The sequence below is a fragment of the Roseateles sp. genome (genome assembly GCF_039595295.1).
Taxonomy (GTDB): domain Bacteria; phylum Pseudomonadota; class Gammaproteobacteria; order Burkholderiales; family Burkholderiaceae_C; genus Roseateles.
Genome location: NZ_JBCNLU010000009.1, coordinates 44071 through 57088 on the forward strand (window position 1 = coordinate 44071; position 13018 = coordinate 57088).

Consider the following 13018-nt stretch of genomic DNA (forward strand, 5'->3'; position numbering starts at 1 on the left):
CGCACGCGGACGATTAGCATCGTCCCGATGTCCGATTCCACCTCCCGCACCTTTCACTGGGCCGTGATCGGCCCCGGCGCCATCGCGCACCGCTTCGCCGACGCGGTGGCACGCCTGGACGGCTGCCGCCTGCATGCGGTCTGCGGCCGCGACGCCCACCGCGCGCAGCAGTTCGCCGATCGCTGGTCCCGCCCCGACGAGGCGCCCGCGCTCGCGCACACCGACCCCGCGGCGGTCATGAGCGACCCGGCCGTGGACGGCGTCTATGTCGCCACGCCACATGGGCAGCATTTCGATTACGTCCTGGCCGCGCTGCGCGCCGGCAAGGCGGTGCTGTGCGAGAAGTCGCTGGTGCCGAATCAGGCGATGGGGCGTCGACTCGTCGAGGCCTCGCGCGAGCACCGCGCCTTCCTGATGGAAGCCGTGTGGACGCGCTTCCTGCCGGCCTATGCCGAGGTCGCGACCTGGCTGCGCGAGGGCCGCATCGGCGCGCTGCGCGGCATGCAATCGAGCTTCTGCTTCCCCGCGCCCTACGACCCCGACGGTCGCATCTTCAATCCGGCGCTGGCCGGCGGCGCGCTGCTGGACGTCGGCGTCTACAACCTGACCGCGACGCGCTGGATGCTGCAGCACGCGCTGGGCGAGGTGCCGCCGCTGGCGGATCTGGACGTGCGGGCGAAGCTCGCGCCGACGGGCGTGGATGCGCGACTCGCGGTGACGCTGGACTTCGGCGACGGGCTGACCTCACAGTTCGTCTGCGCCATCGACAGCTATGCGCCCAACTCGATGCAGGTGTTGGGAGAGCTGGGCGCCATCGTCCTGCCCGAGACCTTCTGGGAAGCGACCCGCGTGCAGCTGCTGCCGGCGCGCGGCACCCCCGAGACCCTGGAGCGCCCCTTCGAGATCAACGGCTTCGAGGGCGAGATCCGCGAGACCATGCGCTGCGCCCGCGCCGGCGAGATCGAAAGCCCGGTCGTGCCGCATGCGGAGACGCTGGCGGTGCTGGGCTGGATGGACCGCATCCGGGCGCTGGCCGGCGTGCGCTACGCCTTCGACGAGGCGTTCCCCGCGCCCGCCTGAGGGCACGAGCCCACCGAATCCACAGAGATCCGTAGAGATCCGCCGACAAGAACAACCACGAGAGACAAGACGAGAACGACCATGGAGACCTTGCCCGACCCGGCGCTCAGCCTGAGCCGCGCCACGCCCGACGACCTGCCGCGCATCGAGAACCTCATGCAGTTCTACAACTACGACCTGAGCGAGTGGACGCCGGTCGCGTTCGCGCCGGAGGGCCGCTATCAGCTGCGGCCCAAGGCGCCGTACTGGGCGCAGCCGGACGTGCACCCGTTCATGATCCAGGTCGATGGGGAGCTGGCCGGTTTCGCGGTCGTCGACGCCGAGTGCGAGCACCCGGACGCCGACCACAACATGGGCTACTTCTTCCTGGCGCGCGGCTATCGCGGCCACGGACTGGCGGCGCGCGCCGCCGGCGAGGTGCTGAGCCGCTTTCCCGGACGTTGGGAGGTCTATCACCTGATGGCCAATACGCCCGCCGCGCAGTTCTGGCCCGGCGTGATCCGCGCGCACGCGGCCGGCGACATCGCCCGCGAAGTGCGGACGCTACACGAGGACGAGTGCTGCCTCTACCGATTCACCGTCGCCGCGCCTTGAGCGAGAACGCCCGACCGCCTCCTACCTGATCGCTTCCGATTTCTTCTTCATCGAACGAGGTACCGCCATGCAGCTCATCGGCATGCTCGACTCCCCCTACGTCCGCCGCACGGCGATCTCGATGCTGCTGCTCGGGCTGCACTTCGAGCACCGCTCGCTGTCGGTGTTCCGGACCTTCGACGAATTCAGCCGCATCAATCCGGTGGTCAAGGCGCCGAGCTTCGTCTGCGAGGACGGGACCGTGCTGATGGATTCGACGCTGATCCTGCAGTACGCGCAGGCGCTGTCGCCGGGACGGCCGCTGCTGCCGCCCAGCGATCCGAATCTGCGCCGCGCGCTGCGCATCATCGGTCTGGCGATGGCCGTCTGCGACAAGAGCGTGCAGGCGGTCTACGAGCAGCAGCTGCGTCCCGAGGACAAGCAGCACGGGCCGTGGCTGGATCGCTGTACGGGTCAGCTGCGGGCGGCGTTGACGGAGCTGGAGGCCGAGCTGCGCAAGGCGCCGCTGTCCGCCGAGCGCGATGTGATCGGGCTGGCGGGCGTCAGCGTGGGCGTGGCCTGGGAGTTCGTCCGGCAGATGGTGCCGGACCTGCTGCCGCCAGCGGAGGATCTGCCCTCCTTGATCGCCTACGCGACGGCCGTCGAGCAGCTCCCCGAGTTCCAGGCCGCGCCACATGGTGACGGCACCGTGCAGCCGGTCGCGGGCTGAGGATCCGACCCGCCATGAAGAAGGGGGGCTGAGCCCCCCTGTGCAATGCGCGTTCGCCAGATCAGGTCGTCGCCGGCCCGCCGATGCGCGGCAGCGAGCGCAGCGCCAAATGCAGCAGACCCGCGATCGCGAACAGCGTCAGCAGCCCCAACGCCCAGCCCACCCAGACCACCGGCACCAGCCAGCCGACCGCGGCGCCCGCGAGCGGCGCACCTTGTCCGGCCATCTCCAGCACCCAACGCGCCAGGTCCTGCAGCGCGCTCAGCAGACCGGTGTCGAGGAAGGGCTCCAGCCAGGCGGGGAACTTGAACTCCACCGCGGTCTTGCCCAGCTCGGCGGCCTGTCCGGTGGACAGCGCCTCCACCGTCCATCGCACCACCGCGGCGGCGGCCCAGGCCAGGCCGCTCCACAGCAGCGCGAGGAGACCGGCGATGCTCCAGAGCGCCGTCTTCAGCGGATCGAGGCCGCGGCGGCGCGTGTCGCCAGGGGCTTGGGTCATGGCGCTTACTCGTCCCGGCCAGCGAAGCCGAACAGGCTCAGCAGGCTGGTGAACAGGTTGAACAGCGACACGAACAGGCTGACGGTGGCCATCACGTAGTTGCGCTCACCGCCGCTGACGATGCGGCTGGTCTCGAACAGGATCATGCCCACCGACAGCAGCGCCACCACGCCCGACACGGCCATGGCCAGCGCCGGCAGCTGGAAGAAGATGTTGGCCAGCGACGCCAGGATCGCGATGATCATGCCGGCGAACAGGAAGCCGCCCATGAAGCTGAAGTCCTTCTTGGTCGCCAGCACGTAGGCCGACAGCACCAGGAAGGTCGCGCCGGTGGTGCCCAGCGCCAGAGCGATCGTGGTTGCGCCGCCGGGCAGACCAAGGATGGCGTTGAGCAGCGGCCCCAAGGTGTAGCCCATGAAACCGGTCAGCGCGAACACCAGCGGCACCGAAGCCGCGCTGTTCTGCGTCTTGTGGATCGCGAACAGCAGGCCGAAGTAGCCGATCAGCGTCAGGATCATGCCCGGCGCGGGCAGCTTGAAGGCCACCGCGGCGGCCGCGACGGCGCCGCTGAACAGCAGCGTCATCGACAGCAGCGCGTAGGTGTTGCGCAGGACGCGGGCGACGTCGCCGCGCTGGCTGAAGACGTCACCGGGGGACGTCGAGGAAGTGGCGGGCGTCCAGGCCGAAGGGGACGCCGGCTGTCGTTGGAAATCGCTCATGGCTAGGTTCTCCTGGATCCGATTGAGCCGTTGGACGAGAGCGCGCTCGCGCGCGCACGAGGCCCTGACCTTAATGGCTCGATAGATTCCAAAAAACCTGCTTCTTTCTCAATTTTCTGAAGTAATTTCCGACTCGATACTCACCTCGCCGGCGGCGGTGCTGCGGCGGCCCAGGAGCTTGGACACCAGCGGGTGGTTCTGGCCGCGGCGGGAATAGATCGCGTGGACGTCCTCCATCACCTCGGTCTGCCCCAGCAGGTGCAAGCCGGACATCATGGACAAGTCGTCCGCGCCCAGCCGGCTGACCGGGAACACGCCCAGTCCGCGCGCCGCGAAGACGCTCATCAGGGCGCTGTCCTCGAACTCGCCGACGATCTGCGGGCGGATGTGGTGCTGCTCGAACCAACGCTCCAGCCCGGCGCGCAGCGAGGCGTGGCGGGTGGGGAGCAGCACCGGCAGCTGCTCCAGGTTGTACGGGAAGCCCTTGCTGGGCGAGCGCTTGGCGCGTTCGACCAGCACGGCCGGGCCGTACCAGTCCACCGGCGTGCTGGCCAGCAACTGGCTGGTGATGCGCAGCGTCGGGTTCACCGGCGCGGGCTGGTCGGTGAGCACCAGATCCAGGTGATGCAGCGCCAGCTCGCCGAGCAGCTGATCGACCTCGCCCTCGTGGCAGACCAGACGCAGATGCGGCGTATCCAGCACCGGCGCCAGCAGCGCATGGGCCGCCAGCTTGGACAGGCCGTCCGAGAGACCCACCGACAGGCGCTGCACGCGCTGCGTCGCGGCCTCGTGCACCTCGTGCGGGATCAGCTGACCGATCTGGAAGATCTCCTCGGCGCGGCTGAAGGCGGCTTGGCCGGCCTCGGTCAACACCAGGCCGCGGCCCTCGGGCTTGAGGAGCTGGCAACCCATGAAGCGCTCCAGTTCGCGCACTTGGGCGCTGATGGTCTGCACGGCCATGCCCAGACGGTCGGCCGCGCGGGCGAAACCGCCCTCCTTGGCCACGACCCAGAAGTAATGCAGATGACGGTAGTTCAGGTTGGACATGGCGGGGCCTCCGAAAAAGTCGAAGCGGGATGATAACCAACTTCGCTTAGACGGTAGTTAAGACGATTTTGTTGAAGGTTTTTTCGTTCAGATTCCTGAACACCGATCCCGAGCTTCGGAACTTCGGATCCCGACCGAACCCAAAAGGGGTCCGGCGCGTCGGACCGAGGCGCAGTCCATGAGGCTTCCGGGCCGGTTCATCGCAAGCTCGCCAGTTCGCGGGGGCCTGCTGCCTACAGTCCAGGCTCTGGCTTTCGCGGGACTGTCCCCGCTGCGGGAGAGCGTCATGGGCTTCATCGGCCTGCTGTTCTGGATGATCCTGTTCGTGCTGTGCTGGCCGCTGGCTTTGCTGGCGCTGGTGCTGTGGCCGCTGGCCTGGCTGATCACGCTGCCGTTCCGGCTGATCGGGCTGAGCGTGGAGGCGGTGTTCGCCCTGCTCAAGGCCATCCTGTTCCTGCCGGCCCGCGTGCTGGGCTGGCGCGAGTCGCGCTGAGCCCCTGCCACCGCGGCGCCCATGAAGAACGCGCCGGCAGCCTCACGGCCCCGGCGCGTTGTCACTGGGAAAGTCGACGGGCGCTGAGCCTCAGACCGCGTCCAGGCCCGCCTTCAGGTCGTCGCGCAGATCCTCAATGTCCTCGATGCCGGCGGAGATCCGCACCAGCGAGTCGGTGATGCCCAGCCGCTCGCGCGTCTCCAGCGGAATCGACGCATGCGTCATCAGCGCGGGCAGCGAGATCAGGCTCTCGACGCCGCCCAGGCTTTCGGCCAGCGAGAAGATCCGCACCCGTTCCAGGAAGCGGCGCGCGCCGGCCAGATCGGTGTCGAGCTGCACGCTGATCATCCCGCCGCCGCCACGCATCTGCCGCTTGGCCAGCGCGAGCTGCGGATGGCTCTCCAGCCCCGGGTAATGGACGCGGCGCACCTTGGGCTGCGCCTCCAGCCAGCGGGCAAGCTCCAGTGCGCTCTCGTTGTGGCGCGCCATGCGCAGCGCCAGCGTCTTCAGACCGCGCAGCGCGAGGAAGCTGTCGAACGGGCCGGCGATCGAGCCGACCGCGTTGTGCAGGAACTCGAGCTGCTCGCGAAGCGGGGCTTGGCGCTGCTCGCCGCCGACCACGACCACGCCGGAGATCACATCGCTGTGCCCGTTCAGGTACTTGGTCGCCGAGTGCATCACCGCGTCGAAGCCCAGTTCCAGCGGCCGCTGCGACCAGGGGCTGGCGAAGGTGTTGTCGGCGATGGCGAGCGCGCCGTGTTCGCGCGCGATCTTCGCGACCGCGGCCAGATCGGTCAGCTTCAGCAGCGGATTGCTGGGCGTCTCGATCCAGATCATCTTCGTCTCGGGGCGCAGCGCGGCGCGGACGTTCTCCGGATGGCTGCTGTCGACGTAGGTGACCTGCAGGCCGGCGCTGCGCTTGCGCACCCGCTCGAACAGCCGGTAGCTGCCGCCGTAGAGGTCGTCGCCCGCCACGATGTGGGAGCCCGCGTCCAGCGTGTCCAGCACCGTCGCCATCGCCGCCAGACCGGACGAGAAGGCGTAGCCCTGCACGCCGCCCTCCAGGCTGGCGATCGCGCGCTCATAAGCCTGACGGGTGGGGTTGTGGGTGCGGCCGTACTCGTAGCCCTGGTGGACGCCGGGGCTCTGCTGGCGATAGGTCGAGGTGGCGTAGATCGGCGGCATCACGGCGCCGGTCAGCGGATCGGGATGCTGGCCGCCGTGGATGGCGCGGGTGTCGAAACGCAGCGAGGCGTCGTCGTGGCCGAGAGCCTGGGCGTCGTTCTTGGGGGACTGGCTCATGACAAGCCCTTTCGCAGATGATTCAGAAGGTCGAAGCGGGTAACCAGGCCGTGGAAGCCGCGCTCGTCGGCGATCACGGCGACCAGGCCCTGGCGCAGCTGGGCGATCAGGTCGGACAGCGGCGCCCCCGGGGGCAAGGTGCGCACATCATGGCTCATTGCGGCCTCGACGGGGTCCTTGAAGTGGCGCGCGTCCATGTGCATCTGCGCGAGCAGATCGGACTCGTCCAGCAACCCGACCAGCTTGCCGTCGCGCAGCACCGGCAGCTGCGAGACCTCGGCCTGGCGCATGCGGGAGAAGGCGGTGGCCAAGGTGTCCTCGGGGCTGACGCTGACGACCGCGTCGTCCTCGGCGCGCCGCGCGATCAGATCGCGCAGGTCGCCCTTGGACGCGCGCTCGAGCAGGCCCTGATCGAACATCCACGGGTCGTTGTAGACCTTGGAGAGATAGCGGGTGCCGGTGTCGCAGACCAGCGTGACGACGCGCTTGGGCTGGGTCTGGGCGCGGCAGTACTTGAGCGCCGCGGCCAGCAGCGTTCCGGTGGACGAGCCCGCCAGGATGCCCTCGGCCTTGTACAGGTCGCGGGCGGTGGAGAAGCTCTCCTGATCGGTGATCGAGTAGGCGTGGCGCACGCCGCTCAGGTCGGCGATGGGCGGGACGAAGTCCTCGCCGATGCCTTCGACCGCCCAGGAGCCGGCCTCGCCGTAGCTGCCGGTCTCGATGAAGTCCTTGAGGATGGAGCCGGCCGGATCGGCGAGCACCACGTCCAGGCCCGGCCGCACTTTCGCGAAGAAGCGCGACAGCCCGGTGATCGTGCCGCCCGAGCCCACGCCGCAGACCAGCGCGTCGATGCGGTGGCCGGTCTGATGCCAGATCTCGGGACCGGTGGTGGTCTCGTGGGCGAGCGGGTTGTTGGGGTTGTTGAACTGGTCGGCGTACCAGGCGCCGGGGATGTCCTGGACCAGGCGGGCGGCGCGGTCCTGGTAGTAGTCGGGGTGGCCCTTGCCGACGTCGGAGCGGGTGATGTGGACCTCGGCGCCCAGCGCCTTGAGCTGCAGCACCTTCTCCGCCGACATCTTGTCGGGCACGACCAACGCGACGCGGTAGCCCTTGGCGCGTGCGACCAGCGCCAGGCCCAGCCCGGTGTTGCCGGCAGTGGCCTCGACGACAGTGCCGCCGGGCTGGAGCAGGCCGTCGCGCTCGGCGGCCTCGATCATGGACAGGCCGATGCGGTCCTTGATGGAGCCGCCGGGGTTCTGGGACTCGAGCTTGAGGAAGAGCTGGCAGGGGCCGGTGTCGAGCCGGTTGACGGGGACCAGCGGCGTGTTGCCGATCAGGTCCAGCACGGCGGGACGGTCGGCGCGCTCGGGGCGCCGCGAGGGCATGTCGTCGACGGTGGGAGAGGCGGTCATGCGCGTTCCTTCGATCCTGGTGGGATGGGGGAGGGCCCGCGTCCGGCAAGGATGGCGCCGGGGCGGGCGGCGAACCGTCCAGCGTAGGCGATCGCTAGCGCGGTGGCCGCAGCAGCTTATCCGCATCGCTTCGTTCGCGCGCCGGATCGAAGCTCATACCCTTGGATCCGTGTCGTCCAGAAAGGGAGTCTTCAAGACCCAGCCATGACCTGATCACCTTGTCATCCGATGCGAGCACGCCCCGGCTTCGGCCGGGGCGTTCCTATTTGGGGGCACGACGACTGGAGTCGGTAGGCGACGAGGCGAAATCCGCTGAATCGAGTCAATGACGCGCGGGCGCCCATGGATCAAGCTGCTGCCCTCGCGATCCGACAGGCGGGTCGAGTCACTGATCCGGCTTCAGTGACAGCGCCGCGGAGCGAATCGATGCGAAGGACGATCATGATCGACGAAACCCTTTATCAACGCGCGATGGCAGTCGCGGATGAGCCCATGAGTCAGGACCAGCTCATCAACACGGCGCTGCGCACCTTCATCGCGTACCAGGCGCAGGCCCGACTGTGCGAGATGGGCGGCATCGCGCCGGACCTGCCTGAGTTCAAGGGCCGCCGTCAGGACCCGGAGCATCCGGAGGATCCGCTGTCATGAAGATCGTCGTCGACACCTCCGTTTGGATCGACCACTTTCGTCGATCCAACCCCACCCTGCTGCGGCTCCTGCAGACGCATGCCGTGCTGGCACACCCGCTGATCCTGGGAGAGCTGCGATGCGGCTCCTTGCCGACCCCTCGCTCCAAGGCACTCTCGACAGTGGAGGGCCTGCACCACAGCGCCGCCGTCAGCATCGATGAGGTGATCACGCTGATCGAGGAGGAGGAGATTTTTGGAAGGGGTTGCGGTCTGGTCGACCTTGCGCTGCTGATGTCGACGATCAAGACGCCGGGCGCTCGACTCTGGGCGATGGACAAGCGATTGGCGGCGCTAGCAAAACGGCTAGGCGTCGCGCACGTCGAGCCGCCGCCTCACACGATGCATCGAGGCGAGCCCGCGCTCACCGCTGCATCCCCCACCGCCTGACCGTCGCCTTCTCGATGGTGCTGAAGACCAGGCGCTCGACCAGCCACCCGATGAGGATCACGAGCGCCAGCCCCGCGAAGACCCGATCGGTCATCAGCTCGTTGCGGTTCTGGAAGATGTACCAGCCCAGCCCGCCCTGGCCCGACGAGGCGCCGAAGAAGAGCTCGGCGGCGATCAGCGTCCTCCACGCGAAGGCCCAGCCCACGCGTAGACCCGAGAGGATGGCCGGCAGCGCCGCCGGCAGCAGGATGAAGGCGACATAGCGCGGCCCCTTCAGACCGTAGTTGCGGCCCGCCATGCGCAGCGTCTCCGGCACGGAGGCGAAGCCCGCCGACGCGGCCAGCGCCAAGGGCCACAACACCGCGTGCACCAGCACGAAGATCAGGCTCGTCGCGCCCAGCCCGAACCACAGCAGCGCCAGCGGCAGCAGCGCGATCGCCGGCAAGGGGTTGAACATCGCCGTCAGGCTGGAGAGCAGGTCCCGACCCCAGCGCGAGGCCGTCGCCAGCGCCGTCAGCGCGAGCGCTAGCACCACGCCCAGCGCGTAGCCCTGCAGCAGCAGCTTCAGCGAGATCCCCGCTCGCAGCAGCAGCTCACCACCCGCCAGGCCCTCCCACAGCGCGCGAGCGGCCGCGGTGAAAGTCGGCAGCAGCAGTTCGTTGTCGGCGACGCGCGCGGCGATCTCCCACGCACCGGCCAGGAGCACCAGCAGCAAGGCCTGGCGCCAGGCGCTCGAGTCGAGCAGCCGGCGCCAGACCGACACCGGCGCCTCGACCGGCGCGGCGTAAACGCTCAGCGCGATCTCGCGCTCCAGGCGCAGCGGCGGGTCGGGCAGGCGCGTCGCGGCCGGGGGCGCGGTCAAGCCGCCTGGGAGGTCCGACGCGACCGCGCCTTGCAGGACGGTCACGCTCATCGCTGGCCTCCGGTCATTTCGTCGTCGAAGAGCAGCCGCTCGATCCGTTGCGTCTGCGCGGCGCGCTGCGACGGGGTCAGGCCTTGCGCATTGAGCTCCGCCCGCACCCGGCCCGGATGCGGCGACAGCACCAGCACGCGGTGCCCCACCAGCAAGGCTTCCTCGATCGAGTGCGTCACGAACAACAAGGTGAAGCGCTCCTGCTCCCAGAGCGCCAGCAGTTCGTCCTGCATGCGGCGGCGCGTCAGCGCGTCCAGCGCGGCGAAGGGCTCGTCCATCAGCAGCACGCGCGGCTTCATCGCCAGCGCACGGGCGATCGCGACACGCTGCTTCATCCCTCCGGACAGCTGGTGCGGAAAGGTCGAGGCGAAGTCCGCCAGCCCGACCCGCGCAAGCCAATCCCGCGCCCGCTCCAGCGCCTCCTTGCGCGGCGCCGTGCCCGACGCGACCAGCGGGAAGGCGACGTTCTCCAGCACCGTCTTCCATGGCGGCAACTGATCGAACTCCTGGAAGACGGCGATGCGATCGGGCCCCGGTCCGGCGACGGGCTTGCCGTCGATCAGGATGCGGCCCTCGGAGGGCGCGACGAAGCCGCCCACCGCCTTCAGCAGCGAGGACTTGCCGCAGCCCGACGCGCCCAGCAGCACGAAGCGCTCCGCGGGCAGCACGTCGAAATCCACGCGATGCGTGGCGCGCACCAGGCCGCGCTCGCCGCGGTAGTCCAGGCTCACACCCTCCACGCGAAGCCGCGCGTCCAAGGCCGCGGCGCCGGGCTCGGCCGCCACCGTGTCCAGCGCGCTGTCGACCGCGCTGTCGAGGCCGGCGTCGATCCGATCCAGCACCGCGCTCATGCTCAGCTCCCGTCCGCGTTGTGCGGATCGTCGAAGAAGTATTCCTGCGCCGAGGCCGGCTTGTTCTTGATCGCGCCCACGCGATGCATGAAGGCCGCCAGGCCGTAGGTGTTCTGCGGCGTGATCTTGAACTGCACCTCGGGGTTCTTGATCACCTTGAGCAGCAGCTCCCGCGAGACCTTGGAGTTTTCATTGCGGATGTAGATGTCCGCCGCGCGCTCCGGGTTCTTGGCGATGAAGTCGGCCGCCTCGGCGAGCGCGCCGACGAAGGCCTTGTAGGTCTTCGGGTTGTCGCGGCGGAATTTCTCCGTCGTGTACAGCACCGTCGCCGAGGCCGGCCCGCCCAGCACGTCGTAGCTGTTCAGCACGATGTGCACGTTCGGATTGCCCGCCAGGCCTTGCTCCTGGAAGGGCGGGTTGCCGAAGTGGGCGTTGATCTCGGTGCCGCCCTTGATCAGCGCGGCGGTCGCCTCCGGATGCGGGATCGCGACCTGCAGGCGATCCAGCTTGTTGTACTGCGCGTCGCCCCAGCGCTTGGCCGAGGCCAGCTGCAGCACCCGCGACTGCACCGACACGCCCACCGCCGGCAGCGCGATGCGGTCCTTGTCGCTGAAGTCGTCCAGCGTCTTGACCGCCGGGTTGCTGCTGGTCAGGTAGTACGGGAAGTTGCCCAGCGACGCGATGCCGCGCACGTTCTGCCGGCCCTTGGTCTTGTCCCACAGCGTCAGCAGCGGTCCGACGCCCGCGCCCGCGATGTCGATGCTGCCCGACAGCAGCGCCTCGTTGATCGCCGGTCCGCCGGACAGCTGCACGCGCTGCACCTGGATGTCGACGCCGGCCGCCTTGCCGTGCTTCTCGATCAGCTTCTGGTCCTGGGCGACGTTCAGCAGCAGATAGACGATGCCGAACTGCTCGGCGATGCGGATCTGGCCTTCGGCGTGGGCCGGCAGCGCGCCCAGGGCCAGCGCGCCGGCGATCGCGCCGGCAAGCACGCGACGCAGCACGCCGCGCGGCGCACGCGAGCTCGATGTCGATGTCGATGTCGAGGGCTCTGACGATGCCGTCGAGGCAAAACGCGTGAACGGGAGGATGCGGTCGGCTGTCATACGGGAACGTCGCCTTCGATGGTGGTGCGGTAGAGGTGTCGGCGCAGGTGGTCCGGGCAGCCGGCCGCCAGATGCAGCAGCGAGCGGTTGTCCCAGAACACCAGGTCGTGCGCCTGCCAGTGATGGCGGTAGACGATGCTCTTGCGGCTGCTGTGCTCGAAAAGCTGCGCGAGCAGGTCGCGGCTCTCGTCCTCGGGGACGTCGAGGATGCGGGTCGTGAAATGCTCGCTGACGAAGAGCGCGCGGCGGCCGGTCTCGGGGTGCGTGCGCACCACCGGCTGAGCGACCGGCTTGACCTCGGCGATCTGTTCCGGCGTGAGCTTGGGACGCCACGGATTCTTCGCGCGCAGCTCCTCGTAGCGAGCGAGGTAGCTGTGCTCGGCGCGCAGGCCGGCGATGGCGGACTTCAGCGCCAGCGGCAGCCCGTCATAGGCCAGGTGCTGATTGGCGAAAAGCGTGTCGCCGCCCTCGCTGGGCAGCTCCTGCGCATGCAGCAGCGAACCCAGGCTGGGGCGCTCCTTGTAGGACAGGTCCGAGTGCCAGTACTGGCCCGCGTCGCCCAGACCCAGCGGCTGGCCGTCGGCGTCGCGCAGGTTGGAGACTTGCAGGATTTCCGGATGACCGGCCAGCTGGAAATTGCGCAGCACGTGGATCTGCAGCGGGCCCCAGCGCCGGCTGAACGCGATGTGCTGGGCCGGCGTGATGCGCTGGTCGCGGAAGACCAGCACGTGATGGTCCAGATGCGCGCGATGCAGGCGGGCGAAGTCGGCGTCGCTCAGCGGCTGCGAGAGGTCCAGTCCCAGGACCTCCGCGCCCAGCGGGGCGTCGAAGGCGCGGATGTCGAAGCCTTGATCGGACTCCTCCAGCGTCTCGTCCCGAGACAGGGCGGACGGATAGCCGGCGCGGTCGATGAAGGACGCGGCGGTCCGGGCGGCGAGGGGCGTGGCGGTGGCAGTCATGGCCGCCGACTCTAGGCATCCGTCCTTCATCGGCGAACGAAGCTCGCGGCATGTTCAAGCGCGCGGAATGCATAAGCGTCGTCCGGATGGCGGTGCCGTGCGCTGCACGCTGCATCACGACCACGCCGATCAACGTTGCCCACCGCACATTGGGGAACGTCTTGTCACGCTTGGGGGGCGAATGCCGAGAAGGGGCAATCTATCTTTACCTTGATCGGTCAAGCAGCAAGGGGCACTTCCTAGACTGGTTCGTTACCC

At 68.8% G+C, this 13018-nt stretch carries 15 protein-coding genes; 6 read left to right on the top strand and 9 right to left on the bottom strand.

What is annotated here, in order from left to right; all coding sequences use genetic code 11:
• Positions 1-27 precede the first annotated feature (27 nt).
• From ABDW59_RS09120 to ABDW59_RS09130, 3 genes are all read left to right on the top strand, one after another.
• Entirely contained in the window at positions 28-1080 is a 1053-nt protein-coding gene (locus tag ABDW59_RS09120; protein WP_343629381.1) for a Gfo/Idh/MocA family oxidoreductase, read from the top strand.
• 81 nt (positions 1081-1161) lie between these two features.
• A complete protein-coding gene (locus ABDW59_RS09125) occupies positions 1162-1674 on the top strand; it encodes a GNAT family N-acetyltransferase (RefSeq protein WP_343629382.1) in 513 nt (170 codons plus the stop codon).
• 67 nt (positions 1675-1741) lie between these two features.
• Positions 1742-2383: a glutathione S-transferase gene (locus ABDW59_RS09130; RefSeq protein WP_343629384.1), complete on the top strand. Its 642-nt coding sequence runs from the start codon at positions 1742-1744 to the stop codon at positions 2381-2383.
• A gap of 61 nt (positions 2384-2444) precedes the next feature.
• Here ABDW59_RS09130 and ABDW59_RS09135 read toward each other — a convergent pair whose 3' ends face one another.
• The 3 genes from ABDW59_RS09135 to ABDW59_RS09145 form a co-directional block, all read right to left on the bottom strand.
• Positions 2445-2882 (bottom strand): hypothetical protein, encoded by a 438-nt coding sequence (locus ABDW59_RS09135; RefSeq protein WP_343629385.1) that lies wholly within the window; start codon positions 2880-2882, stop codon positions 2445-2447.
• 5 nt (positions 2883-2887) lie between these two features.
• Positions 2888-3601: a Bax inhibitor-1/YccA family protein gene (locus ABDW59_RS09140; protein ID WP_343629386.1), complete on the bottom strand. Its 714-nt coding sequence runs from the start codon at positions 3599-3601 to the stop codon at positions 2888-2890.
• 108 nt (positions 3602-3709) lie between these two features.
• The gene (locus tag ABDW59_RS09145) at positions 3710-4648 is read right to left on the bottom strand and encodes a LysR family transcriptional regulator (protein ID WP_343629387.1); all 939 of its coding nucleotides are present in this window, start codon (positions 4646-4648) and stop codon (positions 3710-3712) included.
• 286 nt (positions 4649-4934) lie between these two features.
• On the opposite strand from ABDW59_RS09145, the gene ABDW59_RS09150 reads away from it, so the two are divergent.
• Positions 4935-5141 (top strand): hypothetical protein, encoded by a 207-nt coding sequence (locus tag ABDW59_RS09150; RefSeq protein WP_343629388.1) that lies wholly within the window; start codon positions 4935-4937, stop codon positions 5139-5141.
• A gap of 90 nt (positions 5142-5231) precedes the next feature.
• On the opposite strand, the gene ABDW59_RS09155 is transcribed toward ABDW59_RS09150, so the two are convergent.
• The gene (locus tag ABDW59_RS09155) at positions 5232-6443 is read right to left on the bottom strand and encodes a PLP-dependent aspartate aminotransferase family protein (protein WP_343629389.1); all 1212 of its coding nucleotides are present in this window, start codon (positions 6441-6443) and stop codon (positions 5232-5234) included.
• Positions 6440-7855 carry a pyridoxal-phosphate dependent enzyme gene (locus ABDW59_RS09160; RefSeq protein ID WP_343629390.1) on the bottom strand — a complete coding sequence of 472 codons (1416 nt, stop codon included), beginning with the start codon at positions 7853-7855 and terminating at the stop codon, positions 6440-6442. The genes ABDW59_RS09155 and ABDW59_RS09160 overlap by 4 nt, the downstream gene beginning before the upstream one ends.
• A gap of 441 nt (positions 7856-8296) precedes the next feature.
• On the opposite strand from ABDW59_RS09160, the gene ABDW59_RS09165 reads away from it, so the two are divergent.
• Both ABDW59_RS09165 and ABDW59_RS09170 read left to right on the top strand, forming a co-directional pair.
• Complete coding sequence (locus ABDW59_RS09165; protein WP_343629391.1) at positions 8297-8503, top strand: type II toxin-antitoxin system VapB family antitoxin; 207 nt, start codon at positions 8297-8299, stop codon at positions 8501-8503.
• Positions 8500-8931 (top strand): VapC toxin family PIN domain ribonuclease, encoded by a 432-nt coding sequence (locus ABDW59_RS09170; RefSeq protein ID WP_343629392.1) that lies wholly within the window; start codon positions 8500-8502, stop codon positions 8929-8931. The genes ABDW59_RS09165 and ABDW59_RS09170 overlap by 4 nt, the downstream gene beginning before the upstream one ends.
• On the opposite strand, the gene ABDW59_RS09175 is transcribed toward ABDW59_RS09170, so the two are convergent.
• From ABDW59_RS09175 to ABDW59_RS09190, 4 genes are read right to left on the bottom strand one after another with little or no spacing between them, the layout of a single operon-like run.
• Positions 8906-9844, bottom strand: a complete 939-nt coding sequence (locus tag ABDW59_RS09175) for an ABC transporter permease subunit (RefSeq protein WP_343629393.1) — start codon at positions 9842-9844, stop codon at positions 8906-8908. The two genes, ABDW59_RS09170 and ABDW59_RS09175, sit on opposite strands and share 26 nt — an antisense overlap.
• Positions 9841-10695 (bottom strand): ABC transporter ATP-binding protein, encoded by an 855-nt coding sequence (locus tag ABDW59_RS09180; protein ID WP_343629394.1) that lies wholly within the window; start codon positions 10693-10695, stop codon positions 9841-9843. The genes ABDW59_RS09175 and ABDW59_RS09180 overlap by 4 nt, the downstream gene beginning before the upstream one ends.
• A gap of 2 nt (positions 10696-10697) precedes the next feature.
• Positions 10698-11801 carry an ABC transporter substrate-binding protein gene (locus ABDW59_RS09185; RefSeq protein WP_343629395.1) on the bottom strand — a complete coding sequence of 368 codons (1104 nt, stop codon included), beginning with the start codon at positions 11799-11801 and terminating at the stop codon, positions 10698-10700.
• Positions 11798-12760: a TauD/TfdA family dioxygenase gene (locus ABDW59_RS09190; RefSeq protein ID WP_343629396.1), complete on the bottom strand. Its 963-nt coding sequence runs from the start codon at positions 12758-12760 to the stop codon at positions 11798-11800. The genes ABDW59_RS09185 and ABDW59_RS09190 overlap by 4 nt, the downstream gene beginning before the upstream one ends.
• Between the last annotated feature and the right edge of the window lie 258 nt (positions 12761-13018).

Coding starts and splice junctions, on each gene's coding strand:
- ABDW59_RS09120 (WP_343629381.1), top strand. CDS start 28: ATGTCCGATTCCACCTCCCGCACCTTTCACTGGGCCGTGATCGGCCCC.
- ABDW59_RS09125 (WP_343629382.1), top strand. CDS start 1,162: ATGGAGACCTTGCCCGACCCGGCGCTCAGCCTGAGCCGCGCCACGCCC.
- ABDW59_RS09130 (WP_343629384.1), top strand. CDS start 1,742: ATGCAGCTCATCGGCATGCTCGACTCCCCCTACGTCCGCCGCACGGCG.
- ABDW59_RS09135 (WP_343629385.1), bottom strand. CDS start 2,882: ATGACCCAAGCCCCTGGCGACACGCGCCGCCGCGGCCTCGATCCGCTG.
- ABDW59_RS09140 (WP_343629386.1), bottom strand. CDS start 3,601: ATGAGCGATTTCCAACGACAGCCGGCGTCCCCTTCGGCCTGGACGCCC.
- ABDW59_RS09145 (WP_343629387.1), bottom strand. CDS start 4,648: ATGTCCAACCTGAACTACCGTCATCTGCATTACTTCTGGGTCGTGGCC.
- ABDW59_RS09150 (WP_343629388.1), top strand. CDS start 4,935: ATGGGCTTCATCGGCCTGCTGTTCTGGATGATCCTGTTCGTGCTGTGC.
- ABDW59_RS09155 (WP_343629389.1), bottom strand. CDS start 6,443: ATGAGCCAGTCCCCCAAGAACGACGCCCAGGCTCTCGGCCACGACGAC.
- ABDW59_RS09160 (WP_343629390.1), bottom strand. CDS start 7,855: ATGACCGCCTCTCCCACCGTCGACGACATGCCCTCGCGGCGCCCCGAG.
- ABDW59_RS09165 (WP_343629391.1), top strand. CDS start 8,297: ATGATCGACGAAACCCTTTATCAACGCGCGATGGCAGTCGCGGATGAG.
- ABDW59_RS09170 (WP_343629392.1), top strand. CDS start 8,500: ATGAAGATCGTCGTCGACACCTCCGTTTGGATCGACCACTTTCGTCGA.
- ABDW59_RS09175 (WP_343629393.1), bottom strand. CDS start 9,844: ATGAGCGTGACCGTCCTGCAAGGCGCGGTCGCGTCGGACCTCCCAGGC.
- ABDW59_RS09180 (WP_343629394.1), bottom strand. CDS start 10,695: ATGAGCGCGGTGCTGGATCGGATCGACGCCGGCCTCGACAGCGCGGTC.
- ABDW59_RS09185 (WP_343629395.1), bottom strand. CDS start 11,801: ATGACAGCCGACCGCATCCTCCCGTTCACGCGTTTTGCCTCGACGGCA.
- ABDW59_RS09190 (WP_343629396.1), bottom strand. CDS start 12,760: ATGACTGCCACCGCCACGCCCCTCGCCGCCCGGACCGCCGCGTCCTTC.